Here is a 24,040-nt window from a genome sequence, read left to right as displayed (position 1 = left end):
GACTCATGGGAGCCCAGCTCCGGGTCTACAAGCGTCGCATCCGATCCGTCACCGCGACCAAGAAGATCACCAAGGCGATGGAGATGATCGCCGCCTCGCGTGTCGTCAAGGCGCACCGCAAGGTGCAGGCCTCGGCGCCGTACGCGAAGGAACTGACGCGTGCGGTCACGGCGGTCGGTACGGGTTCGAACACCCGGCACCCGCTGACCACCGAGGCGGAGACGCCGACCCGTTCCGCGGTGCTGCTCCTCACGAGCGACCGCGGTCTGGCCGGCGCCTTCAACTCCAACGCCATCAAGGCCGCGGAGCAGTTGACCGCACGTCTTGAGGCCGAGGGCAAGGAGGTCGACACGTACATCGTCGGCCGCCGCGGTCTCGCCCACTACAACTTCCGCGAGCGCAAGGTCGTGGAGTCGTGGTCGGGCTTCACCGACGAGCCCACGTACGCGGACGCGAAGAAGGTCGCGGGTCCGCTGATCGAGGCCATCGAGCGGGACACGGCGGAGGGCGGCGTGGACGAACTCCACATCGTCTACACCGAGTTCGTCTCGATGATGACGCAGACGGCGATCGACAGCCGGCTGCTGCCCCTCAGCCTCGAAGAGGTTGCGGAAGAAGCTGTGCCCCAGGGCGAGATCCTTCCGCTGTACGACTTCGAGCCGTCGGCGGAGGACGTCCTGGACGCCCTGCTGCCGCGGTACGTCGAGAGCCGTATCTACAACGCGCTGCTCCAGTCGGCTGCCTCCAAGCACGCCGCCACCCGCCGCGCGATGAAGTCGGCGACCGACAACGCGGGAGACCTGATCACCACGCTCTCCCGTCTTGCCAACGCGGCCCGCCAGGCCGAAATCACCCAGGAAATCAGCGAGATCGTCGGTGGCTCCGCAGCCCTGGCCGACGCGACCGCGGGGAGTGACAAGTAATGACGACGACAGTTGAGACGGCCGTTGCCACGGGCCGCGTCGCCCGGGTCATCGGCCCGGTCGTCGACGTGGAGTTCCCCGTCGACGCGATGCCGGAGATCTACAACGCTCTGCACGTCGAGGTGGCCGACCCGGCCCTGGACGGTGCGAAGAAGACGCTGACCCTGGAGGTCGCCCAGCACCTGGGTGACGGCCTGGTCCGCACGATCTCGATGCAGCCCACCGACGGTCTGGTCCGCCAGGCCGCGGTCACCGACACCGGCGACGGCATCACCGTCCCGGTCGGTGACTTCACCAAGGGCAAGGTGTTCAACACCCTTGGTGAGGTGCTGAACAGCGAGGAGAAGTACGAGGGCGAGCGCTGGTCCATCCACCGCAAGGCCCCCCGCTTCGACGAGCTTGAGTCGAAGACCGAGATGTTCGAGACCGGCGTCAAGGTCATCGACCTGCTGACCCCGTACGTCAAGGGCGGCAAGATCGGCCTGTTCGGCGGTGCCGGCGTCGGCAAGACGGTGCTCATCCAGGAGATGATCTACCGCGTCGCCAACAACCACGACGGTGTCTCCGTGTTCGCCGGTGTCGGCGAGCGCACCCGTGAGGGCAACGACCTCATCGAGGAGATGGCCGACTCGGGCGTCATCGACAAGACGGCGCTCGTCTTCGGCCAGATGGACGAGCCCCCGGGCACCCGTCTGCGCGTGGCCCTGGCCGGTCTGACCATGGCGGAGTACTTCCGCGATGTGCAGAACCAGGACGTGCTGTTCTTCATCGACAACATCTTCCGCTTCACGCAGGCCGGTTCCGAGGTCTCGACCCTGCTCGGCCGCATGCCCTCCGCGGTGGGCTACCAGCCGAACCTGGCCGACGAGATGGGTCTCCTCCAGGAGCGCATCACCTCGACCCGCGGTCACTCGATCACCTCGATGCAGGCGATCTACGTCCCCGCGGACGACCTGACCGACCCGGCCCCGGCCACCACCTTCGCCCACCTCGACGCGACGACGGTTCTCTCCCGTCCGATCTCCGAGAAGGGCATCTACCCGGCCGTGGACCCGCTGGACTCCACGTCCCGCATCCTGGACCCGCGCTACATCGCGGCGGAGCACTACAACACCGCGATGCGCGTCAAGACGGTCCTCCAGAAGTACAAGGACCTCCAGGACATCATCGCGATCCTCGGTATCGACGAGCTGGGCGAGGAGGACAAGCTCACCGTCCACCGTGCCCGTCGCGTGGAGCGCTTCCTGTCCCAGAACACCCACGTCGCCAAGCAGTTCACCGGCGTCGACGGGTCGGACGTACCGCTGGACGAGTCGATCGTGGCGTTCAACGCGATCATCGACGGCGACTACGACCACTTCCCGGAGCAGGCGTTCTTCCTCTGCGGTGGTATCGAGGACCTGAAGGCGAACGCGAAGGAGCTCGGCGTCTCCTGACCCCGTGCTTCACCTTGAGGGGGTGGGGTGTGTCCCACCCCCTCATGTACGCCCATTAGAATTTGAACCAACACCCGGCACGACCGCCGGGTGGTGACCCGAGGAGCCCACCTTGGCTGCTGAGCTGCATGTCGAGCTCGTCGCCGCGGACCGCCAGGTCTGGTCCGGCGAGGCCACCCTGGTCGTCGCGCGCACCACGTCCGGCGACATCGGCGTCATGCCCGGTCACCAGCCGCTGCTCGGTGTGCTGGAGTCGGGCCCGGTGACCATCCGCACGAGCGACGGCGGGACGGTCGTCGCCGCGGTGCACGGCGGTTTCATCTCGTTCGCGGACAACAAGCTGTCGCTGCTCGCCGAGATCGCCGAGCTGTCGGACGAGATCGACGTCCAGCGCGTGGAGCGGGAGCTGGAGCAGGCGAAGGCGGAGGGCGACGAGTCCGCCGAGCGCCGCGCGGACGTCCGACTGCGTGCGGTGGAGACGCGCTGAACCCTGCGTTTGACGCGATGACGTGACTCAGCCGCGGCTGGGACCGGAGGAATCCGGCCCCAGCCGCGGCTGAGGCGAATGTGGGTGTTTTTTCCGTTCCGTTACCTGTTTTACCTAGGAGACGAGGAGGTCGGTGTCGATGGTCCTCGCTCTGACTGTGTGCGGAATTGTGGTGGCCCTGGTAGTGGTGGGGCTGTTCGTCTTCGGCCTGCGCCGCAGACTCATCCAGCGCTCCGGCGGCACCTTCGACTGTTCGCTCCGCTGGGACGTCCCGGAGAAACCCGACACCAACGGCAAGGGCTGGAGCTACGGCGTCGCCCGCTACAACGGCGACCGCATCGAGTGGTACCGCGTCTTCTCCTACGCCTACCGCCCGCGCCGCACCCTGGAACGCTCGGCGATCGAGGTGGCCGGCCGCCGCCTCCCCGAGGGCGAGGAAGAGCTGGCGCTCCTCTCCGACGCGATCATCCTCACCTGCCTGCACCGCGGCACCCGCCTCGAACTCGCCATGAGCGAGGACGCGTTGACCGGTTTCCTCGCCTGGCTGGAGGCGGCTCCGCCCGGGCAGCGCGTCAACGTGGCCTGACCGGACACACCGGGTTGGGTACGTCGGCCTGACCGACGACGACCGTGTGGGGCTCTGGGCTGAGCGTCACGGTGACGTTGACCGGGCTGGCGGCCAGGAGTGCGGCTGCCGCCGCTCCGGCGAAGGCGCCGGCGGACGCGATCCTGGAGTTGACGGGCCTCTTGGCGGTGCGGGACGTGGTGGGCCTGCGCTTCATGGTTTCCCCCGAATGAGATATTCCGCTTAATGTCGCGAGACCCACAATGTGCCCGGTCGGCGTCCTGTCCCCACCCGCCATCCGGCCCGCGGCACGGGCCGAAGGTCCCCAGAGGGTGCACGCCGGGAGCGCGCGCCGCGCTCAACGCGCCGTACACGCACAACGCACCGCGGACAGACCGGAGAGGTCTGTCCGCGGCGGGACGCTGAGCAGCGTGGGGTTCAGCTCAGCCCGCTGTTGATGGCGCTCACCAGCTCGCCGTTGCTGGTGTCGCCGCTGAAGTCCCAGAAGAACGCGCCGCCGAGACCCTGGGCCTTGGCCCAGCTCATCTTTCCGGCGATCGTGCTCGGGGTGTCGTAGGACCACCAGTTGGTGCCGCAGTGCGCGTACGCCGTGCCCGCGATGGTGCCGGTGACCGGGCAGGACGTCTTGAGGACCTTGTAGTCCTCGATGCCCTGTTCGTAGGTGCCGGTGGCCGGGCCCGTGGCGGTGCCGCCCGGGGCGTCCTGGGTGACGCCGGTCCAGCCTCTGCCGTAGAAGCCGATACCGAGGAGCAGCTTGTTCGCCGGGACTCCCTTCGCCTTGAACTTGGCTATCGCGTCGGCCGAGGTGAAGCCGGGGGTCGGGATGCCGGTGTACGAGGTGAGCGGGGAGTGCGGGGCGGTCGGTCCGGTGGCGGTGGAGCCGAAGGAACCGAAGAAGTCGTACGTCATCACGTTGTACCAGTCGACGTACTGGGCCGCGCCCGCGTAGTCGGCGGCGTCGATCTTGCCGCCGGAGGTGCCGTCCGCAGTGGTGGCGGCGGTGACCAGGTTGCTGGAGCCGAACTTGGCGCGCAGGGCCTGCATCAGGTTCTTGTACGCCGCCGCGCCGCTGGTGTCGCAGGACAGGCCGCAGGCGTTCGGGTACTCCCAGTCGATGTCGATGCCGTCGAACACGTCGGCCCAGCGCGGGTCCTCGACCAGGTTGTAGCAGGAGTCGGCGAACGCGGTCGGGTTGGCCGCCGCCTGCGCGAAGCCGCCGGACCATGTCCAGCCGCCGAAGGACCACAGGATCTTGAGGTTGGGGTACTTGGCCTTCAGCTCGCGCAGCTGGTTGAAGTTGCCGGCGATCGGCTGGTCCCAGGTGTCGGCGACACCGCTGACGGACTGGTCGGCGGTGAACGTCTTCTGGTAGTCGGCGTAGGCGTCACCGATCGCGCACTGCCCGTTCGTCACGTTGCCGAAGGCGTAGTTGATGTGCGTGATCTTCGCGGCCGAGCCGGAGGTCACCAGGTTCTTGACCTGGTAGTTGCGCTGGTACGTGCCCCACTCGGTGAGGTACCCGAGCTTGACCGCGCTGCCGGTGGCCGGGGGAGTGGTCGTCCCGCCCGTGGTGTGCACGGCGACCGCGCCGCTGACCGGACCGGTCTGGTCGGCGGTGTCCCGGGCCTGGACGGTGTACGAGTAGTCGGTGCCGGCGGTCAGGCCGGTGTTCGTGTACGACGTCGTCGTCACCGTGGCGACCTTGGTGCCGTCGCGCAGGATGTCGTAGTTCTTGATGCCCTTGTCGTCGGTCGCTGCCGACCAGGACAGGTTCACCGAGGTGTCGGTGACGGCGGAGGCGGTGGGGGTGCCGGGCGCGGAGGGGGCCGCGTCACCGGGGACCGTGGTGCCGCCGTCACAACTGCCGCCGTTGAGCAGGCAGTTGGAGGGCGAGCCGGTGCCGGCGCCGTTGAAGCCGAAGGAGACGGAGGCGCCCGCGGCGATGGTGCCGTTGTAGGACTTGTTCTTCGCGGTCCAGTGGTTCCCGGAGTTGGTGACGTCCGCGTCCCAGGCCGAGGTGACGGACGTGCCGGAGGGGAAGTCCCACTCGACCGTCCATGAACTGATCGCGCTGGTACCGGTGTTCTTGACGGTCCACTGGCCGCCGAAGCCGGTGCCCCAGTCGCTGGACTTGGTGTAGGTGGCCGTGGCGGTCGACGCGGCCTGGGCGGGGGCGGCCAGGCCGACGAGAGCGGCGAGCGGGAGCAGCAGGGTCGCGAACCCGGCAACTGCTCGATGTCTGAAGCGCATTGAGCGCCTCCTCGGGGGTGTCGGGGATGTCGGGGCGCGACTGAGCCTTCGCACCCACAGTGCCGCGAGAATAGAAAGGTCTGGACCACGGGTCAATAGGTCTGGACCACCTGGGAGTTGGGAGCGCATGATCCCCGCGTTCTTGGCTCATACGGGTCGTACGCTGTCCGAATGAGTGACAGTGGCAGCCCGGGGGCGGTGCTGGTGGTGGACGACGACCCGGCCATCCGTCGCTCGCTGGAGCGCGGGCTGCGGCTGAGCGGCTTTCGGGTGCGGACGGCGGAGGGCGGTCGGGAGGCTCTGGACACGATCCGCGAGACGCCTCCCGACGTCCTCGTCCTCGACGTGTCGATGCCCGGGATGAGCGGCATCGAGGTGTGCGCCCGGCTGCGCGACGACGGCCAGGACCTGCCCGTGCTGATGCTCTCGGCGCTCGACGAGACCGCCGACCGCATCGCCGGGCTCCAGGCGGGCGGGGACGACTATCTGGTCAAGCCCTTCGCCCTCCAGGAACTGGTGCTGCGACTGCGCGCGCTGCTGCGACGCCGCCCGCCGACGGGGGAGGTGCTGCGGGTGGCGGGACTGGTGATCGACCCGGCGGCCCGTACGGCGGTGCGGAACGGGCGGGCCCTGGAGCTGACCCGGCGCGAGTTCGAACTGCTTGAGGTGCTCGCCCGCAACGCCGGGCTCGTCCTCACTCGCGACCAGCTTCTGGAACGGGTCTGGGGCTACGACTTCGACGTCCGCACCGACACCGTCGACACCTTCGTCAGCTATCTGCGGCGCAAGCTGGAGACGGACGGGCGGCCCCGGCTGGTGCACACCGTGCGGGGGGTGGGCTTCGTGCTGCGGGAAGTGCCGTCGTGAAGCTGTCGACCCGGATCGGGATCGCGGTCGGGCTGACCGTGCCGCTGCTCGTGCTGGCCTCCGGCTGGCTGCTGCTCCGGCTGGTCGACCACGACCTGCACAACGCCGAGGACGACCATCTGCGCACCCGCGCCGCCGCCGTGACCCCGGACGCCCGCGCTCTGCTGCGCGCCTCCTCCGCCGACCGGCCCAAGGCCGCCGACACCCGGGAGCGGCGGCTCTTCAGCGCCGCCCTCGACGTCGGCGTACGCGTCGTGGGACCGGACGCCACCTTCACCGGCGGACCGCAGCCCGACGCGAACGTCCGCTTGCCGAGCGGGACTTCGGGACCGGTCACCGTCCGCTCAGGGGGCACCAGTTGGCGCGCGCTGTCCGTGCCGATCACCACCGTGCGGGGCTCGGGCACCCTGTGGGTCTTCTCGCCCGACGCGGCCGACCGGGCCCAACTCCGCCTGGTACGGCGGCGGGTGGCCGTCACCTCGCTGCTCGCGGCACCCCTGTCCGGTCTGCTCGCCTGGGGCATCGCCACCGGCGCGACCGGCCCCCTGCGCCGTCTCGGCCGCCGTACCGCCGGACTCGACCCGCGCACCAGTGCCGCCCGGCCGCCCGACGAACCGACCGGTGTCACCGAGGTCGACGAACTCGCCGCCACCCTGCGCACGGTCCTCGCCCGCTACGACGAGCAGGCCGCCCGCACGGCCGAGGCGCTCGGCACGGCCCGTTCCTTCTCGGCGGCGGCCTCCCACGAGCTGCGCACCCCGCTCATGAGCATGGGCACCAACCTCGACATCCTCGCCGACCACCCCGGCCTCCCCGAGCCGGACCGCAGGGAGGTGCTGGCCGACCTGCGCGGTGAACACGCCCGGCTGCTGGGCCTGTTGGTCATGCTGCGGGAACTCGGCCGAGGGGATCTGGTGGAGGCGGAGGCCTTCCGGAGCGTGGACGTGACGGAGGCGGCGGACGCGTCGGTGGCGGAGGCCCGGCGGCGCCACCCGGACGCGCGCATCGCCCTGGACGCGGCACCCGGGCTCACGGTCCACGGCTGGGAGCCGGGCATCCGTCTCCTCCTCGACAACCTGGTGGCCAACGCCCTGGCCCACGGGCGGGACGCGCGAGGCGAGGCGACGGTGGCGGTCGGGGTGCGGCGGTCCGGGGAGCAGGTCGTGATCACCGTCGACGACCTGGGCCCAGGTGTACCCCCGGAGGCGCGCTCGCGCGTTTTCGAGCGCTTCCGGCGCGGCCCCGAAAGCTCCGGCTCCGGGCTCGGTCTGACGCTGGTGGCCCAGCAGGCGGCGCTGCACCGGGGGAGCGTGACGGTGACGGAGGGCCCGACCGGCGTGGGCGCCCGCTTCGAGGTGCGGCTGCCGTCGACCGGCGGGGAACTGCCCGGCCGTCGCGACTGGCTGATCGGCACAGCCGGGGCAAACCGGTCACAGAGTTTCCCCAAAGAAGCCTCCTAGCCTCCGACGCGTCGGACGGCCGACGGGACCGTCCGGGAACGGAGAAGACCATGCACGCACGGGGAAAACGGCTGTTCGTGGGGCTCGCCACGGCGGCCCTGCTGACGGCCGGTACGACGGCGGCCACCGCCGGGAGCACCCCCGCGCCGACACCCACCGGTGACGGCGCGCAGGCGCTCTGCAAGCGGCTGCCGAAGATCGACAACCGGATCGACCGCGCCCTGGAACGCCTCAACGCCGGGGCCGGCACCCGCGGTTCGATCGCCCGCCTGCAGCAGCGCGTGGACAACGCCAAGTCGGCCGGCGACGACGCGATCGCCACGTATCTCCAGGACCGGCTGGACTTCCGCAAGTCCCTGCTGCCGACGCTCCAGCAGCGGCAGAAGGACCTGACCGACGTGAAGACGTGGTGCCAGGACGACAACGGGGGCGCGAGCTGATGCGCCGGAAGGCGGCCGTGGCGGCGGGGATCGCCCTCCTGGCGGTGCTCACCGCGGGCTGCGCGGGTCACGGCACCACGGCGGGCACGTCCCCCTCGGCCACCCCTTCCGGATAAACGGAGATGCAGCAGAAGGTGGCCGCCGCCGAGTCCGCGCTCACACGGGCCGACAAGGACGCGGCCCAGGACGCGAACCGCTAGCGCTCACCTCCGGGCACCCACAGCACGTCCCCGACCTCCTTGTTGGCGGTGCGGGCCAGGATGAACAGCAGGTCGGACAGGCGGTTCAGGTAGGTCGCGGTGAGGGCGTTCATCACCTCACCGTGCACCTCCATCGCCGCCCACGTCGACCGCTCGGCCCGCCGTACGACCGTGCACGCCTGGTGGAGGAGGGCCGCGCCCGGTGTGCCGCCCGGGAGGATGAAGGAGCGGAGCTTCTCCAGCTCCTCGTTGAAGCGGTCGCAGTCCTCCTCCAGTTTGTCGACGTAGAACTGCTCGACCCGCAGCGGCGGGAACTCCGGGTTCTCCACGACCGGGGTCGACAGGTCCGCGCCCACGTCGAAGAGGTCGTTCTGGACGCGGCCGAGCACCCGGACGATCTCCTCGTCGAGGCCGCCCAGTGCGATGGCCGTGCCGATCGCCGCGTTCGCCTCGTTGGCGTCGGCGTACGCCGAGATCCGCGGATCGGTCTTGGCGACCCGGCTCATGTCGCCGAGGGCGGTGGTGCCCTGGTCGCCGGTCCTGGTGTAGATGCGCGTCAGATTGACCATGTGACCAGCGTAGTTAGGCCCCGGCGGTTCGGAACACGCGTGTGCCGACCGTCACGGCGACCAGCGCGAAGCCGAGGGCCACGAGAACGCCGTACAGCATGTGGGCCGTCGTGTACGAGCCGACGTACGCGTCCCGCACCGCGTCCACCAGGTAGCGGAACGGCATGAGGTGCGAGAGGACGTTCAGCCAGCCCGGCGCGAGGGTCATCGGGAGGATCAGGCCGGACAGGAGCATCGACGGCATCGTCGTCGCGTTGACCAGCGGGCCGAACTCCTGGGGCGTGGCCACCTTCATGGCCGTCGCGTACGACAGCGACCCGAGCGACACCGTCAGCAGCGCCACGAACCCGAAGCCGATCAGGATGCCCGGCAGCGGAGCGCGCAGGCCCAGCACCACCGCCGCCAGGACCAGCACCACCGCCTGGACCACGAGGACCGTGGCGTCGCGGAGCACCCGGCCGAGCAGCAGGGCCAGTCGGCTCACGGGGGTCACGCGCATCCGCTCCAGCACGCCCTGGTTCTTCTCGACGATGACCGAGAAACCCGCGAACGCCGAGCCGAACAGCCCGAGTTGGAGGAGCACCCCGGGGACGAGCGTCTGCCACGAACTGCCCTGGGCGCGCAGCGGCAGATGCGTCAGTAGCGGTCCGAAGAAGAGGAGATAGAGGAGCGGCACCAGCATCCCGAAGACCAGCCCGAAGCGGGAACGCAGCGACTGGCGGAGATGGCGGCCGTAGATGAGCGCGGTGTCGTGCAGCAGCATGTCGTCGTACGTCCTCTGCTTCCTTGTTCCGATTCCTATATGGCTACGGGGGTGGCGTCGGCCGGGGCCGGGCCGCGCCCGGTGATCGCGAGGAACGTCTCCTGGAGGCTCGCGTCGATCGAGCCGCCGTGTTCCAGCTTCAGCGCGGTCGGTGTGCCGTCGGCCACGACCACGCCCTTGTCGACAATCACGAGACGGTCGGAGAGGGCGTCCGCCTCGTCGAGGTAGTGGGTGGTGAGGAAGACCGTGGTGCCGTGCTCGTCGCGCAGCCGCCGGACCAGGTCCCAGAGGCCGGCGCGGCCGGCGGGATCCAGGCCGGTCGTCGGCTCGTCGAGGAACAGCACCTTCGGGTGATGGGTGAGGGCGAGAGCGATGTCCAGGCGGCGCCGCTGCCCGCCGGAGAGTGTGGCCGTCCTGCGGTCGAGGAGGCCGGTGAGGCCCAGGTCGTGCGCCAACTCCTCGGCGCGCTCGGCCGCCCGGGCTTTCGGCAGCCGGTAGAGGCGGCCCTGGGTGACGAGTTCCTCCCGCGCGGTGACCTGCGGGTCCACGCCTCCCGACTGTGCGACGTAACCACACGCCAGCCGTACCCCGGCCGGGTCGGTCGCGAGGTCGCAGCCCGCGACGGTGGCCGCGCCGCCGGTGGGTGCCAGCAGGGTCGTGAGCATGCGCAGGGTTGTCGTCTTGCCCGCGCCGTTCGGTCCGAGGAGGCCGAGGATCTCGCCGGGCCGTACGACGAGGTCGATACCGCGCACCGCCTCCACGAGGCCGTGCTTCGTCCGGAAGGCGCGGGCCAGGCCCGCCGTGCTGATGATTGCCATGGCACCAGAAAAACAGAGTCACTGAAATTTTGCAATGACACCAAAAATCAAGCGACATCAAAGTAGCTAGCATGGGGTCATGGTCGAAGGGCTCAGGGAACGGAAGAAGCGGCAGACGCGGCAGTACATCTCGGACGTCGCCACCGGCCTGTTCATGGAGCGCGGCTTCGATGCCGTCACCGTCGCCGAGGTCGCCGACGCGGCCGACGTCTCCGTGAACACGGTCTACAACTACTTCTCCACCAAGGAGGACCTGTTCCTCGACCGCGCCGACGACATGCGCGAACGGCTCGCGCGCTGGGTGCGCGCCCGCGACACGGGGGAGTCCGCCGCCGCGGCCGTCCTGCGTGAGCTGCGCGCCGAGCTGGAGGCCGTCTCGCCGCGCGTGGGTCTGATGCCGGGATTCGAACGGTTCATGTCGGTCGTCGAGGCCGCGCCCACCCTGCGGCTGCGCCTCATGGCCGTCCGCCACGAAGTCCTCCAACGCCTGGAGGCCGCCCTCCGTGAGGAGACCGGAGCGCCGGACGAGGACATCACCCCGCGCCTGATGGCAGGCCAGATCAACTGGCTGCACGAGACCCTGACGGACTTCGTCCGCCGCGGTATGACCGCAGGCCGCGCGCCCGGCGAGGTCTCCCGCGAGGCCCTCGGGCTACTCGACGACATGGAGGACCTGTTGAGCGAGAAGGTCCTCAACTACGCCGTACGGGCGGTCGAATGACCCGTGCCGGTGTGATGTCCGTCAGATGAGACGTGACGCGCGTTACTTACCGGTCACACAGCGCCGCACCTTCGCTAGTGTCCGCGCAGAGGCATACGGATACACGCTGTAAGCGTTTCAAAGGGGAGTCGCACAGTGGCACGGAAGCTTGCCGTCATCGGCGCCGGACTCATGGGTTCCGGTATCGCCCAGGTCTCCGCGCAGGCGGGCTGGGACGTCGTCCTGCGCGATGTCACCGACGAAGCCCTGAAGCGTGGCACCGACGGCATCAAGGCCTCGTACGACAAGTTCGTGAGCAAGGGCAGGCTGGAGGCGCACGACGCCGACGCGGCCCTCGGCCGGATCACCGCGACCACCGATCTGGACGCCGTCGCCGACGCGGACATCGTCGTCGAGGCCGTCTTCGAGAAACTGGAAGTCAAGCACGAGATCTTCCGCGCGCTGGACAAGATCGCGCGCGAGGACGCCGTTCTCGCCTCCAACACCTCCGCCATCCCGATCACGAAGATCGCGGCCGTGACGGAGCGCCCGGAGCGCGTCGTCGGCGCGCACTTCTTCTCACCGGTGCCGATGATGCAGCTGTGCGAACTCGTCCGCGGCTACAAGACGAGCGACGAAACCCTCGCCACCACGCGGGAGTTCGCCGAATCCGTCGGCAAGACCTGCATCGTCGTCAACCGTGACGTGGCCGGCTTCGTGACGACCCGTCTCATCTCGGCGCTCGTCGTCGAGGCGGCGAAGCTGTACGAGTCGGGCGTCGCCACCGCCGAGGACATCGACCTCGCCTGCAAGCTGGGCTTCGGCCACGCGATGGGCCCGCTGGCCACCGCGGACCTCACCGGCGTCGACATCCTGCTGCACGCGACCAGCAACATCTACACCGAGTCACAGGACGAGAAGTTCGCCCCGCCGGAGCTGATGCGCCGAATGGTGGACGCCGGTGACATCGGACGCAAGAGCGGGCAGGGCTTCTACAAGCACTGAAACCGCACACGCCCCTGAGCCATCACGCGCAGGAGTGAATTCGGTATCGGTTCGCTTACAGACGGCAACTTCCAGGCACTTCGCGCAGTCAGAGGTTGCATCACCGACTTCGTCGACATCACCGAGTACGCCACCGCACTCACGGGGAGCGCATATGTACATCAGGGGCGACCACGTCGAGCTGGTCGTCGGGGGCCGCCTCGACGTCCGCAGCGCGGCGGACGCCCGTACGGTCCTGCACTCGGCCGTCGACGACGGAGTCGGCGATCTGGTGCTGGACCTGTCCGAGCTCGACTCCTGGGACGCCACCGGCCTCGGCGTGATCATGGGAGCCCATCGACGAGCGGGCCGCTGCGGCCGCCGCCTGGTGCTGCGCGACGTACCGCCGCAGATGCAGCGCCTGCTGGTGGCCACCCGGCTGCACCGCATCCTGGCCATCGAGGGCGGCATCGGGGTGGAGTCGCTTCCCAGGGTGTGACGTCCGCCGAGCACAATCCTCATGAGACTGTGACGTCTCGGACGGCGCGGTACCCCGCCCTGTCGTAGATACTGTGCGAAGGTTTAGGGTTCGGTCGCCCGCTGTGTGACAACCCTTCGAGCGGGCCCGGACCAGAAGCGACAGCGCGGTGTGCAGCAAGGCCGGGAGGGGCCTGGGTCCCATCGACCCGCACACGACGCTTTTGGGGGGCTTGGACCTATGGACCCGATCAACCGGGGACCCGAGGAGTACGGCCAGGACGGCGACGACACGTCGTCGCGTCAGCGCCCGCCCCGGGAACCCCTCACACCCGACTTCGGCCAGCACACGCCCGCGCTCGCCCGCACCGTGCAGCTGGTCACCGGTGACTTCCTGCTCACCGTCAACCCCGTCGACGGCAGCGAGATCGAGGCCTGCCCGCCCGGTCAACGGCCCGGCCGGCCCGCGAAGCTCGGCGCCGCCGACCGCGCCGAGACCGACCGCGCGGCCAAACCGCCCGTACCACCGGGCCTGAACCGGCCCGCGCTGCCGCTCCTGGAACGCCAGGAGGAGCGCGAGCGTCTCGTACGGCTGCTCGCCCGCGGCCGTTCCGTCCGCCTCACCGGCCCCTCGGGCTCGGGCCGCACCAGCCTGCTCGACCTCGTCGCCGACGACTGCCTGGACCTCGCCCCCGACGGCGTGGTCCGCCTCACCGGCTTCCACCGCACGGCCACCGACCTCCTCCACGACCTCTTCCACGCCGTCTACGACGCGCCCCTTCACCGGCCCGACCGGGACGAACTGCTCGCCCTGGTGCGGGAGATCGGCGCGGTCGTCGTCCTCGACGACATCGAGTTGGGCGGCGCCGCCCTCGACGAACTGCTCGACGCGACGCCCGAGTGCGCCTTCCTCGTCGCCGCGACCCCGGACATCCCGGCCCCGGCCGCGGACTCCGTCATCGAGGAGGTCTTCCTCGGCGGCCTGGACCGGGCCGGTGCCGTGGAGGTCCTGGAGCATGCCGTGGGCCGCGTCCTCACCGAGGAGGAGGCGAACTGGGCGGGCGACCTCTACTTCGAGTCCGAGGGCCTGCCGCTGCGCTTCGTCCAGGCCGGCGCCCTGCTGAGGCAGCGCGACGAACTGCGCGTCGGCACCAGCGCCGTCGAGGAGTTCGGCGTCTTCCAGGACGCGCTCCCGGTCGACGCACCCTTCGACGCCCCGCCCCTCGCCTCCGGCGAGATCGACGCCGTACCCCTGCCGTCCCTCGGCGAGGCCGCCGCACCCGCCCCGCTGCTCGCCTCCCGGCTCAGCGCCTCGGCCCGCGCCACCCTGCGCTTCGCCGTCGCGCTCGACGGCGAGGTGCCGCACCAGGCGCACCTGCCCGCGCTCGTCGGCGACACCCACGCGGACGCCGCCCTCGGCGAACTCGCGGGCTGCGGACTGGTCTCCCCGGTCGGCTCCCGCTACCGGCTCGCCGCCGGCGTCCAGACCCAGCTGGAGGCCGCCGGATATGGCGACGAGGTCGACTCCAGCGCCCTCATCGCCGCCCTGCACTACTCCTGGTGGGCCGGACACCCCTCGGTCACTCCCGAGCGCGTGTGCGCCGAGGCGGACGCCCTGCTCGCCGCCCTCGTCACCCTCGTACCGGTGACGACACCGCCCGGCGAGGGCGAGGAGAGCACCACCGTCCAACTGGCCCGCACGGCAGCGCCCGCGTTCGCCGCCGGACTGCACTGGAGCGCCTGGGAGCGCGCGCTGCGCTCCGGTGCCGAGGCCGCCCAGCTCGCCGGTGACGTGAGCGAACAGGCCTATTTCCAGCACGAGTTGGGCGTCCTCGCGCTCTGCGAGGGCGACCTCGACCTGGCTCGTGCCGAGCTGGAGTCCTCCATCGGCCTGCGCGGCGCAGCCGCCGACAAGCGCGGCACCGTCGCGGGGCGTCGCGCCCTCGCCCTGGTCGCCGACCGCTCCGGCACCACGCCCGGCCTCGGCTCCACGGCCGGCGAGGAAGTGCCCGACGCGCGCTACGAGGAGTCGGCCTCGCCGCCCGGCGGCATACCGGCACCCTTCCCGCCGCTCCTGCCCTCCGGCGACACCTACACCCTCGTCGCCCACCAGTCCTCGCCCCCGGCGCCCCACAACAAGGCGCGGGGCGGCCTCCGCGGCTACGCCCGGCGCAACCTCGTCGCGGCCGGTGCGGGCGCCCTGCTCGCCGCCGTCCTCGGCACCGTCGTGACCCTCGGCGCCACGTCCAACAACAACGCCGACAACCCGTCCGACAAGGTCGGAGTCAACCCGTCCGCCAGCCAGGGCACCGACGACGACAGCCTCGGCGCCGACAAGGCGAAGAAGGGCGACAGCAGCACCGGCACGACCAGCAGCCCGACCAACCCCGGCCCGGACGGGACGTACGGCACGTCGGACGACCCGACACCGACGGACAGCGGACAGCCGTCCGACAACCCGAGCGGGACGAGCGGGTCGGGGGGCGGGTCGAAGTCTCCGTCGCCGTCCAAGTCGGCGACGAGCAAGCCGCCTTCGTCGAGCCCGACCACGTCGCACTCGCCTTCGACTTCGCCGAGTACATCGTCGACTCCGTCCGATTCACCCACGCCCTCGGTCACGCCGTCGATCACCCCGTCCACCCAGACCTCGGCGAGCTCCAGCGCCCCCATTGAGACGACCAGTTCGGCCGCGCCCGCGAGTAGCAGCGTGGACGCCCCGAGCGCTTCGGGTGCCGTGATCTGATCCTCCGTACGACACGAAAAGGGCCGGCTCCGATGATCGGAACCGGCCCTTTTCGTCGTAGTGAACTCCGTGCGAAGTCCGTGTCTGTCGACGTCTGATCAGAACAGGCGCAGTTTGTCGTCCTCGATGCCGCGCAGGGCGTTGTAGTCCAGGACCGTGCAGCCGATGCCGCGGTCGGTGGCGAGGACGCGGGCCTGGGGCTTGATCTCCTGGGCGGCGAAGATGCCGCGGACCGGGGCCAGGTGGGGGTCGCGGTTCAACAGCTCCAGGTAGCGCGTGAGTTGCTCCACGCCGTCGATCTCGCCGCGCCGCTTGATCTCGATCGCGACGGTCTGCCCCTCGGCGTCCCGGCACAGGATGTCGACCGGGCCGATGGCCGTCATGTACTCGCGGCGGATCAGCGTGTAGCCCTCGCCGAGGGTGTCGATGCGGTCGGCGAGCAGCTCCTGGAGGTGTGCTTCCACGCCGTCCTTGATCAGGCCGGGGTCCACGCCGAGTTCGTGCGAGGAGTCGTGGAGGATCTCCTCCATCGTGATGATGAGCTTCTCGCCCGCCTTGTTGATGACGGTCCAGACGCCTTCGTCGTCGCCAGAACCCTCCTTCAACGTGCAGGGCGGCGACATCCAGTTGAGGGGCTTGTAGGCCCGGTCGTCCGCGTGGATCGAGACGCTGCCGTCCGCCTTCACCAGGATGAGACGGGGGGCGGAGGGCAGGTGGGCGGTGAGCCGGCCCGCGTAGTCCACGGAACACCGGGCAATGACGAGACGCATGGTCGGCAACGCTACTCGACGGGCATGGGTGCACGCGATTCGCCCACCCGTCTCCCGCCACCACCCTCAACCGAGGCCCTGCGGGCCGCCCCTGTTGTCCTGGAAGACCCGTGACGCCCCTTGTTCATTCATGGCCGATTGTGGGCCTATTGAGAGTTCCGTATGTACGCATTCTCCTGGTGCCGCCTCCTTCTGTTGCCTACCGTATAAACGGGAGGTCGCGAGACGTGTACGCAGCGTGTTCGTAATCGCGGACTCCCTTATCTGTCCGGCAACCCCTGCGCGTTGGGGGTGCGAGAGGAGAACCCATGTCGCTCGACGTCTCACCGGCCCTACTCGAAAAGGCCGAGCGAGGCGAGGTCGACGAAGCTGAATTCGTCGACTGCGTCCGGACCTCCCTGCCTTACGCATGGGAGATGATCAGCTCCCTGGTGGCTCAGCTGAAGGTCGACGGCGGTGCGTTCGCCGACAACCAGACGCCGCCGCCGGACGAGCAGGCGCGCGGTCAGTTGCTGCGTGCGCTCGCGAGTGACGCGATACGCGGCGCGCTGCAGCGGCACTTCGGTGTACGGCTTGCCTTCCAGAACTGCCACAGGGTGGCGGTGTTCCCGATGGACGGCTCGGTCGACGAGAAGCTGGCTCGCTTCACCTCGGTGCGCAGCCAACTGCTGAACCAGTCCCCGGAGTTCAGGGACTGCTGACGCGGCGGTGGTGCACTGCTTGCCGCTCCCGTACGCGGGAGGTGCATCTGTACTGGGGCGGCAAGCTCCCCGCAGGTCGCTCAGCCGAGGTGCGGGAGCACCTCGGCACCCAGCCGCCGTACGTTCTCCTCGGTCGCCGCGAGGTCGCCCGAACCCTCGACGAGCAGCGCGAAGCGGGAGATGCCGGTGCGCTCCGAGGTCGCCGCGAGCCGGTCGGCGCACAGCCGGGGGGTGCCCACCGGGTGCAGTCCGCAGAGGAGTTCGGTGTACGCGAGGGGGTCGCGCATCCGGCGCTCGCGGCCGTCCACCGTCACATGGGCGTCGAGGCCCTGCTTCAACCAGCCCGGCATCGCCTTCACGAGCGCCTCCACGGCGTCGGCGCGCCGGTCCGCGATCTGGCAGACGCCGGCCGACACATGGGCCGCACCGCGGATCTCGTCCGCCGGCCGCCCGGCCGCCCGCGCCGACTGCCGCCACAGGGCGACCATCTCGGCCTTCTCCTCGTCCCCGACATGCATGCCCAACAGCATCGGCAGGCCCCGCTCGGCCGCCAGTCGCACGCTCGTGGGCGAGGTGCAGGCGACGACGACCTCGGGGCCCGGCGCGTCCGACAGCGCCTCCGACGGCCTTGGTACGACGGGCACTTCACGGAACGCGAAGCGGTCACCGGTGCCCGCGACCGACGGTTCGCGCAGCCAGCTCATCAGCAGATCGAGTGATTCCGGGAATCCCTGTTCGTATGCGGCGAGGCCCGTGCCGAACACCTCCAGGTCGACCCACGGCCCGCCGCGCCCCACGCCCAGCGAGAAGCGGCCCCCGCTCGTCGCGTGTAGCAGCGCGGCCTGCTCGCCGAGGGTGACCGGGTGGACGGTGGGCAGCACGCTGACCGCGGTGCCGACGCGGATGCGCTGGGTGCGGCCGAGCAGTAACGCGGCCAGCGTGACCGCGGACGGGCAGGTGCCGTACGGCACGAAGTGGTGCTCGGCCAGCCAGGCCGTGTCGAGACCGGCCTCCTCCGCGACCTCCACCGAGCGGACCGCGCGGTGCAGCGCCTCCCCCTGGCCCTGCCCCGGGAACTGGGCCGCCAACACAAAACTTCCGACGCGCATGGTTCTTCCTGCTTCCTTGGCTCCGACACGGAGCTCCCCCACCGGGCATAACCGCCCGACACGTGCCGAGGACACGGCCTGGCGGAGAGATTTGCGGATTGTCTGCAGAATGTGCGGCCCCGAGGGGGACTTGTATGGGTTGATGCCCTTCGCGTACCCATGTCACGGGCACGTACGCTGGACACAGCCCTTGCCTCCTGTATAGCCCCGTGAGGTGTTCTGTGTCCCCGCGTCGCAACCGACCCAAGGAGTCCGGTTCCTCCGGCCAGAGTGCCGAGGAGGACCGGTCGGGCCGTTACGGCGGCTGGCAGTCCACGGAGCACTGGCAGGGCGAGGAGTGGAGCGTGCGCCATGTCGCCGGGGCGAGCGCGCAGGGCAAGACGTACCGCTGCCCCGGCTGCGACCAGCAGATCCCCTCCGGCGTCCCGCACGTCGTGGCCTGGCCGGAGCACGCGGGCGTCGACGACCGCCGCCACTGGCACAAGGCCTGCTGGAACGCGAAGGACCGCCGCACCACACGGGTGCAGCGGTCCAGGAACGCGCCGAGGTTCTGAGGGTCCTACGACCTACACGTCCCGCTGCTCCAGCAGGGCGACGGCGCCCGCGAACGCCACGGCCGTCACGCCCACGATGATCCACAGCGGGTCCCAGCCCGAAGGGCCGGATTCCGTGAGGGAGTTGGAGTAGAAGACGCTCAGCTGGTTCGGGATCGAGTACTCGAACAGCTTCTGGCGTACGTCCTCCAGCGACTGCGAGAACATGAACAGCGCGATGACCAGCGGGGCGAGCACCGCGCCGATCATGACGGTGATCGCGCCCGCCGAGTGCCGGATGATAGAGCCGATGATCAGCGAGAGCAGCCCGAGCAGCGCGACGTAGAGGGAGACGCCGACGGTCCCCTTCAGCCACTCGGAGGCGGACGGGTCCTTCGCGCCGTTGGCCTCCAGCAGCGAGGCGTCCACGAAGGCGATGAACGTCGAGGCCACCAGCGTCACCACGAAGGCGACCGAGAAGAACACGATCGACTTCGCCGCGAGGACCCGGCCGCGGCTGGGGCACGCGGTCATCGTCGTGCGGATCATGCCGGTGCCGTACTCCGAGGCCGTGGTCAGCACGCCGAGCGTGATGATGCACATGCAGCCGAGCAGCAGCCCGAAGAAGCCGAAGGACAGCGGGTTCTCGCCGTGCAGCTCCGAGGACGAGTTACTGACCACGACGGCGGCAAGTGCGCCGATGCCGACGACGAGGATCAGGAACACGCCGAGCGTCCAGATCGTCGAGCGCACCGACTTGATCTTCGTCCACTCGGAGGCGAGCGCATGCCCGAGATGCGTGCGCACCACCGGGATCGGCGAGGTGTACCCGCCGTACGAAGGACCGGCCGCCGCCTGCCAGTTGGGCGCGGCTGCCTGCGGCATCGGGGGCTGGGGCGTACTCATCGGGCGTCCTCGGGCTTGGTCAGGTCGGCGGCGGGTGCGGGGGGCGAGGGCTGCGCGGGCGTGTCCGCACTCGGAGCCGGGGCCTGAGGCGACTGTGTTGGCGTCTGCGGGACCGGGGGAGTCGGAGCCGCGTACGGGCCCGGTGCGACCGCGCCGGGCGCCGCAGGGGCGCCGTACGGGTTCGGGGTGCCGTAAGGATTCGCCGGGGGCTGGCCCATGGCGAACGGCTGGCCGCCGTGCTGCGGTGACGGCGGGGCGTACCAGCCCGGCTGGCCCTGGCCCGGTACCGGCATCGGCGGCTGCGCGCCCGGCGGCAGCTGCTGCATCAGGCCGGCCTTCTGGTCGATCGTCGAGCGGTAGTCGACGGCGCCCTGCGTCATCCGCATGTACGCCTCTTCCAGCGAGGCCTGGTGCGGGGACAGCTCCCACAGCCGTACGTCCGTGTCGTGCGCGATGTCGCTGATGCGCGGCAGCGGCAGCCCCGTGACGCGCAGCCCGCCGTCCTGCTCGGGCAGCACATGGCCACCCGCCTCGGTCAGCGCGGACGTCAGTTTCTCGCGCAGCTGGGGCTCGGTGTCGGGGGTGCGCACGCGCGCGAAGTCGGCGGAGTTCGCCGAGATGAAGTCCCGCACGCTCATGTCGGAGAGCAGTTGTCCGCGCCCGATCACGATGAGGTGGTCGGCGGTCAGCGCCATCTCGCTCATGAGGTGGGAGGAGACGAAGACGGTACGGCCCTCCGCCGCGAGCGCCTTCATCAGGTTGCGGACCCAGAGGATGCCCTCGGGGTCGAGCCCGTTGACCGGCTCGTCGAAGAGCAGGACCTGCGGGTCGCCGAGGAGCGCGGCGGCGATGCCGAGCCGCTGGCCCATGCCGAGCGAGAAGCCCTTGGAGCGCTTTCTCGCCACATCCTGGAGGCCCACCACACCGAGCACCTCGTCCACGCGCCGGGCCGGGATGCCCGACAGCTGGGCCAGGCTCAGCAGATGGCTGCGCGCGCTCCGACCGCCGTGCACGGCCTTGGCGTCGAGCAGGGCACCGACCTGTCTGGGCGCGTTCGGCAGCTTGCGGTAGGGGAAGCCGCCGATCGTCACCTGTCCCGACGTGGGGTTGTCCAGGCCGAGGATCATGCGCATCGTCGTCGACTTGCCCGAGCCGTTGGGCCCGAGGAAGCCGGTGACGGCACCGGGCCGCACCTGGAAGGAAAGGTTGTACACGGCGGTCTTGTCGCCGTATCGCTTGGTCAGGCCGACAGCCTCGATCATGCTCCGCACCCATCGAAAGGATCAGGACAGCAGGGCACACGCCCCCGTAAGGGTTAGGAGGATATCGGGGCGCTGACGGTTCCGCCCAAGGGAAAGTAAAGCTATGCGTCCCGACGCTTCAACAGGACGTAGGCACCGGCCAGCGCGGCCACCACCCACAGGGCCATGATCCCGAACCCGCCCCACGGTCCGTACGGCGCGGAGTCGTCCACCGGCGTGACCACCTGCATGATCTTGCTGCCGGCCTGGTCCGGCAGGTACTGGCCGACCTTCTTCGTCGCGGAGACGTTGCCGAGGATGTTGGAGATCAGGAAGAAGAACGGCATCAGGATGCCCAGCGACAGCATCGGCGAGCGCAGCATCGAGGCGACGCCCATGGAGAACATCGCGATCAGGGTCATGTAGAGCCCGCCGCCGATCACCGCGCGCAGCACGCCGGAGTCGCCGATCTCCGCCCGGTGGGAGCCGAGCATCGCCTGCCCGAGGAAGAACGTGACGAAGCTGGTCACCAGTCCGACGGCGAGACAGAGCCCGGTGGCCACCGCGATCTTGCCGAACAGGAAGGTGCCGCGCTGCGGGACCGCCGCGAGCGAGGTGCGGATCATGCCGGTGCTGTACTCGTTCGACACGACGAGCACCCCGAACACGATCATCGCGAGCTGCCCGAGACTCATCCCGGCGAAGCTGATGAACGTCGGGTCGAAGGACAGCTTGTCCTTGGCGCTCATGTCGTCGAACTGGCTCTTCGACAGCGCCGAGATCAGCATGCCGAGCCCGACCGTCACCACCACGGCCAGGGAGAGCGTCCACACCGTCGACGCGACGGAACGGATCTTGGTCCACTCCGACCGGATGACCTGGGTCGCCGCCATGCTCAGTCCTTCTTCCAGCCGTCGCCCCAGCCCTGCTGCGGGGCAGGTGCCGTGGGCGGTGGTGCGTCGGAATGCGCGTGGTACTCCACCGACTCCGCGGTCAACTGCATGAACGCCTCCTCCAGGGAGGCCTGTTGGGGACTCAGCTCGTGCAGCACGAGCTGGTGCTGCGCGGCCAGCTCACCGATCTGCTCGGACCTGCCGCCGTCGACCTCAAGGGTCCCGTTGCCGGACTCGACGACGGTGATCCCGGCCTGGTGCAGCACGTCGAGCAGCCGCTCGCGGTGCGGGGAGCGGATCCGGACGTACGACCGCGAGTTCTGCTGGATGAAGTCGGCCATGGAGGTGTCCGCGAGGAGCCGGCCCTGTCCGATGACGACCAGGTGATCGGCCGTCAGCGCCATCTCGCTCATCAGGTGCGAGGAGACGAAGACCGTACGGCCTTGCGCGGCAAGGGACTTCATCAGATTGCGGATCCAGTGGATGCCCTCGGGGTCGAGCCCGTTGACCGGCTCGTCGAACATCAGGATCCGCGGATCACCGAGCAGCGCGCCCGCGATACCGAGCCGCTGCCCCATGCCCAGCGAGAACCCCTTGGCCTTCTTCTTCGCCACCGACGTCAGCCCGACGGTGTCGAGCACCTCGTGCACCCGGCTGTTGGGGATCCCGTTGCTCTGCGCCAGACACAGCAGGTGGTTGAAGGCGCTGCGCCCGCCGTGCATGGCCTTGGCGTCGAGGAGGGCGCCGATGTACTTCAGCGGGTCCTTGAGCTGGTCGTAGCGCTGGCCGTCGATGCGCACGTCACCGGCGGTCGGCCGGTCGAGACCGAGCAGCATGCGCATCGTCGTGGACTTGCCGGCGCCGTTCGGGCCGAGGAAGCCCGTGACGATGCCGGGTCTGACGGCGAAGGTGAGGTTGTTGACCGCCACCTTCTCGCCGTACCGCTTGGTCAGCCCCTCAAGCTCGATCATGCGGCCACGCTAAGACGGGCGTTCGGCGGATGCCACCCGAACGGGCAAACAGAGTCCGACGCCGCAGGCAACAACCTTGCGTACGGCCGTGTGGTCCCCCTTGCTGCCCTACTGCTGCGCGGACACGGCTGAGGCCCGCACCCCCGAAGGGAATGCGGGCCCCACTCGTACAACAGGTGCTTACCGGGACTGCTGAGCCGGAACTCCACGAGAGATCGGCTCGTCCTCGACCGGCGAGCTCGCGGCGGCCACCGCGGCGCCGGTGAGCGTGGCGAGCATCTCGCGCACGTTCGTCAGCTGAGCGTTGATGCTGTCGCGACGGTTCGTCAGGGCGGCCAGCTCGCGCTCGGACTCCGAACGGATGCGGTCGGCCTTGGCGTTCGCGTCGGCCACGATGTCCTCGGCCTGGCGCTGAGCCGTCTCCACCGTCTGACGGGCGCGACGCTCCGCGTCCGTACGCAGCTTCTCGGCCTCAAGACGGAGCTGCTCCGCGCGGTGCTCGATCTCCGCGAGGCGCTTCTCGGCCTTCTGCTGACGCGACGCCAGGTCGCGCTCGGACTGCTCGCGCCGCTTGGCGAGGTTCGTCTCGAAGTCGGCGGCGGCCTGCGCGGCCTTCGCGCGGGTCTCCTCGAAGAGGGCGTCGGCCTCCTCGCGCTTCTGCTGCGCGTCCTTCTGGGCCTCGCCACGCAACTGGGAGGAGTCGCTCTTGGCCTTCTCGACGATCCGGACGCCCTCGTCCTCCGCCTTGGCCTTGCGCTCCGCAGCGAACGATTCTGCGTCGTTGCGGACCTGCTGAGCAGCGGACTCCGCGAGTTCGCGGTGCTGCTCGGCCGCGCGCCGGGCCTCCTCGCGCAGGTCCTTGGCCTCTTCCTCGGCGAGGCGGAGGATCTTCTCGACCCGCGCGCCGAGACCGGCGTACGACGGCTCAGCGTCGCTTACCTGGGCCGCGGCGTTCTGCGTTTCGAGGTGGAGCTCCTCGATGCGCTTTTCAAGAGCAGTGATACGAGCCAGAGCGCTGTCACGGTCGGAGACGAGCTTCGAGATGCGTTCGTCCACCTGAGCGCGGTCGTACCCACGCCGCACAAGCTCGAAGCCGTAGGGGGAAGTGTCGCTCATGGGGTTCCTGTCGAATGAGACCGGTGAGGTGATAGGTGGAATCCTAGGGGCCGAAGCGGTGTGTCATCGAGCGGATGCGTGTTTGATCTGGAGAATG

At 69.8% G+C, this 24,040-nt stretch carries 25 protein-coding genes; 13 read left to right on the top strand and 12 right to left on the bottom strand.

Annotated elements, in window-relative coordinates:
- The first annotated feature begins 5 nt into the window (after positions 1–5).
- The 4 genes from AB0I69_RS20755 to AB0I69_RS20740 all read left to right on the top strand — a co-directional run bounded on the left by AB0I69_RS20755 (position 6) and on the right by AB0I69_RS20740 (position 3,432).
- Entirely contained in the window at positions 6–923 is a 918-nt protein-coding gene (locus AB0I69_RS20755) for a F0F1 ATP synthase subunit gamma (protein ID WP_363097086.1), read from the top strand.
- Positions 923–2,359 carry a F0F1 ATP synthase subunit beta gene (gene atpD, locus AB0I69_RS20750; protein ID WP_363097085.1) on the top strand — a complete coding sequence of 479 codons (1,437 nt, stop codon included), beginning with the start codon at positions 923–925 and terminating at the stop codon, positions 2,357–2,359. The genes AB0I69_RS20755 and atpD overlap by 1 nt, the downstream gene beginning before the upstream one ends.
- A 112-nt stretch (positions 2,360–2,471) precedes the next feature.
- Positions 2,472–2,846, top strand: a complete 375-nt coding sequence (locus AB0I69_RS20745; RefSeq protein ID WP_363097084.1) for a F0F1 ATP synthase subunit epsilon — start codon at positions 2,472–2,474, stop codon at positions 2,844–2,846.
- 139 nt (positions 2,847–2,985) lie between these two features.
- Positions 2,986–3,432, top strand: a complete 447-nt coding sequence (locus AB0I69_RS20740) for a DUF2550 domain-containing protein (protein WP_026179234.1) — start codon at positions 2,986–2,988, stop codon at positions 3,430–3,432.
- Here the strand turns inward: AB0I69_RS20740 and AB0I69_RS20735 are convergent.
- The gene (locus tag AB0I69_RS20735) at positions 3,419–3,628 is read right to left on the bottom strand and encodes a hypothetical protein (protein ID WP_363097083.1); all 210 of its coding nucleotides are present in this window, start codon (positions 3,626–3,628) and stop codon (positions 3,419–3,421) included. The two genes, AB0I69_RS20740 and AB0I69_RS20735, sit on opposite strands and share 14 nt — an antisense overlap.
- Positions 3,629–3,849: 221 nt before the next feature.
- Complete coding sequence (locus AB0I69_RS20730) at positions 3,850–5,682, bottom strand: glycoside hydrolase family 18 chitinase (RefSeq protein ID WP_363097082.1); 1,833 nt, start codon at positions 5,680–5,682, stop codon at positions 3,850–3,852.
- Positions 5,683–5,853: 171 nt separating this feature from the next.
- Here AB0I69_RS20730 and AB0I69_RS20725 point away from each other — a divergent pair, with 171 nt between their 5' ends.
- The 3 genes from AB0I69_RS20725 to AB0I69_RS20715 are packed head-to-tail and all read left to right on the top strand — an operon-like array spanning position 5,854 to position 8,449.
- Positions 5,854–6,549, top strand: coding sequence for a response regulator transcription factor (locus tag AB0I69_RS20725; RefSeq protein ID WP_363097081.1), 696 nt, complete (start codon positions 5,854–5,856; stop codon positions 6,547–6,549).
- The gene (locus AB0I69_RS20720) at positions 6,546–8,009 is read left to right on the top strand and encodes a HAMP domain-containing sensor histidine kinase (RefSeq protein ID WP_363097080.1); all 1,464 of its coding nucleotides are present in this window, start codon (positions 6,546–6,548) and stop codon (positions 8,007–8,009) included. The genes AB0I69_RS20725 and AB0I69_RS20720 overlap by 4 nt, the downstream gene beginning before the upstream one ends.
- Before the next feature lie 50 nt (positions 8,010–8,059).
- Positions 8,060–8,449: a hypothetical protein gene (locus AB0I69_RS20715; protein WP_363097079.1), complete on the top strand. Its 390-nt coding sequence runs from the start codon at positions 8,060–8,062 to the stop codon at positions 8,447–8,449.
- Between the two features lie 196 nt (positions 8,450–8,645).
- On the opposite strand, the gene AB0I69_RS20710 is transcribed toward AB0I69_RS20715, so the two are convergent.
- Genes AB0I69_RS20710 through AB0I69_RS20700 form a run of 3 tightly spaced genes read right to left on the bottom strand, consistent with a single transcriptional unit; the run spans position 8,646 to position 10,799 of the window.
- Positions 8,646–9,218 carry a cob(I)yrinic acid a,c-diamide adenosyltransferase gene (locus AB0I69_RS20710; protein WP_363097078.1) on the bottom strand — a complete coding sequence of 191 codons (573 nt, stop codon included), beginning with the start codon at positions 9,216–9,218 and terminating at the stop codon, positions 8,646–8,648.
- A 13-nt stretch (positions 9,219–9,231) separates the two neighbouring features.
- Positions 9,232–9,981, bottom strand: a complete 750-nt coding sequence (locus tag AB0I69_RS20705) for an ABC transporter permease (protein ID WP_363097077.1) — start codon at positions 9,979–9,981, stop codon at positions 9,232–9,234.
- 35 nt (positions 9,982–10,016) lie between these two features.
- The gene (locus AB0I69_RS20700) at positions 10,017–10,799 is read right to left on the bottom strand and encodes an ATP-binding cassette domain-containing protein (protein WP_363097076.1); all 783 of its coding nucleotides are present in this window, start codon (positions 10,797–10,799) and stop codon (positions 10,017–10,019) included.
- Between the two features lie 79 nt (positions 10,800–10,878).
- Here AB0I69_RS20700 and AB0I69_RS20695 point away from each other — a divergent pair, with 79 nt between their 5' ends.
- From AB0I69_RS20695 to AB0I69_RS20680, 4 genes are all read left to right on the top strand, one after another.
- A complete protein-coding gene (locus tag AB0I69_RS20695) occupies positions 10,879–11,520 on the top strand; it encodes a TetR/AcrR family transcriptional regulator (RefSeq protein ID WP_363097075.1) in 642 nt (213 codons plus the stop codon).
- Between the two features lie 135 nt (positions 11,521–11,655).
- The gene (locus AB0I69_RS20690) at positions 11,656–12,504 is read left to right on the top strand and encodes a 3-hydroxyacyl-CoA dehydrogenase family protein (protein WP_363097074.1); all 849 of its coding nucleotides are present in this window, start codon (positions 11,656–11,658) and stop codon (positions 12,502–12,504) included.
- Between the two features lie 154 nt (positions 12,505–12,658).
- On the top strand, positions 12,659–12,982 hold the full coding sequence (locus AB0I69_RS20685; protein WP_043683078.1) for an STAS domain-containing protein: 324 nt from the start codon (positions 12,659–12,661) through the stop codon (positions 12,980–12,982).
- A gap of 219 nt (positions 12,983–13,201) precedes the next feature.
- Positions 13,202–15,703 carry an ATP-binding protein gene (locus tag AB0I69_RS20680; RefSeq protein ID WP_363097073.1) on the top strand — a complete coding sequence of 834 codons (2,502 nt, stop codon included), beginning with the start codon at positions 13,202–13,204 and terminating at the stop codon, positions 15,701–15,703.
- A gap of 98 nt (positions 15,704–15,801) precedes the next feature.
- Here the strand turns inward: AB0I69_RS20680 and nucS are convergent, their stop codons facing one another.
- Entirely contained in the window at positions 15,802–16,473 is a 672-nt protein-coding gene (nucS, locus tag AB0I69_RS20675) for an endonuclease NucS (protein WP_363097072.1), read from the bottom strand.
- A 308-nt stretch (positions 16,474–16,781) separates the two neighbouring features.
- Between nucS and AB0I69_RS20670 the strand changes: the two genes are divergently transcribed.
- Positions 16,782–17,174 (top strand): SCO5389 family protein, encoded by a 393-nt coding sequence (locus tag AB0I69_RS20670; RefSeq protein WP_363097071.1) that lies wholly within the window; start codon positions 16,782–16,784, stop codon positions 17,172–17,174.
- Positions 17,175–17,254: 80 nt separating this feature from the next.
- On the opposite strand, the gene AB0I69_RS20665 is transcribed toward AB0I69_RS20670, so the two are convergent.
- A complete protein-coding gene (locus AB0I69_RS20665; RefSeq protein WP_363097070.1) occupies positions 17,255–18,283 on the bottom strand; it encodes an LLM class flavin-dependent oxidoreductase in 1,029 nt (342 codons plus the stop codon).
- A 221-nt stretch (positions 18,284–18,504) separates the two neighbouring features.
- Here AB0I69_RS20665 and AB0I69_RS20660 point away from each other — a divergent pair, with 221 nt between their 5' ends.
- Positions 18,505–18,837 carry an ATP/GTP-binding protein gene (locus AB0I69_RS20660; RefSeq protein WP_363097069.1) on the top strand — a complete coding sequence of 111 codons (333 nt, stop codon included), beginning with the start codon at positions 18,505–18,507 and terminating at the stop codon, positions 18,835–18,837.
- 12 nt (positions 18,838–18,849) lie between these two features.
- On the opposite strand, the gene AB0I69_RS20655 is transcribed toward AB0I69_RS20660, so the two are convergent.
- The 5 genes from AB0I69_RS20655 to AB0I69_RS20635 form a co-directional block, all read right to left on the bottom strand.
- Entirely contained in the window at positions 18,850–19,722 is an 873-nt protein-coding gene (locus tag AB0I69_RS20655; protein WP_363097068.1) for an ABC transporter permease, read from the bottom strand.
- On the bottom strand, positions 19,719–20,984 hold the full coding sequence (locus AB0I69_RS20650; RefSeq protein WP_363097067.1) for an ABC transporter ATP-binding protein: 1,266 nt from the start codon (positions 20,982–20,984) through the stop codon (positions 19,719–19,721). The genes AB0I69_RS20655 and AB0I69_RS20650 overlap by 4 nt, the downstream gene beginning before the upstream one ends.
- Before the next feature lie 101 nt (positions 20,985–21,085).
- Positions 21,086–21,856, bottom strand: coding sequence for an ABC transporter permease (locus AB0I69_RS20645; RefSeq protein ID WP_363097066.1), 771 nt, complete (start codon positions 21,854–21,856; stop codon positions 21,086–21,088).
- Between the two features lie 2 nt (positions 21,857–21,858).
- The gene (locus tag AB0I69_RS20640; RefSeq protein WP_363097065.1) at positions 21,859–22,827 is read right to left on the bottom strand and encodes an ABC transporter ATP-binding protein; all 969 of its coding nucleotides are present in this window, start codon (positions 22,825–22,827) and stop codon (positions 21,859–21,861) included.
- A 180-nt stretch (positions 22,828–23,007) separates the two neighbouring features.
- Positions 23,008–23,943 carry a cellulose-binding protein gene (locus AB0I69_RS20635; protein ID WP_043683045.1) on the bottom strand — a complete coding sequence of 312 codons (936 nt, stop codon included), beginning with the start codon at positions 23,941–23,943 and terminating at the stop codon, positions 23,008–23,010.
- Positions 23,944–24,040: the final 97 nt, after the last annotated feature.

The sequence above is a fragment of the Streptomyces sp. NPDC050508 genome (genome assembly GCF_040655155.1).
Lineage (GTDB): Bacteria > Actinomycetota > Actinomycetes > Streptomycetales > Streptomycetaceae > Streptomyces.
This window is presented reverse-complemented; position numbering and strand designations above follow the sequence as displayed.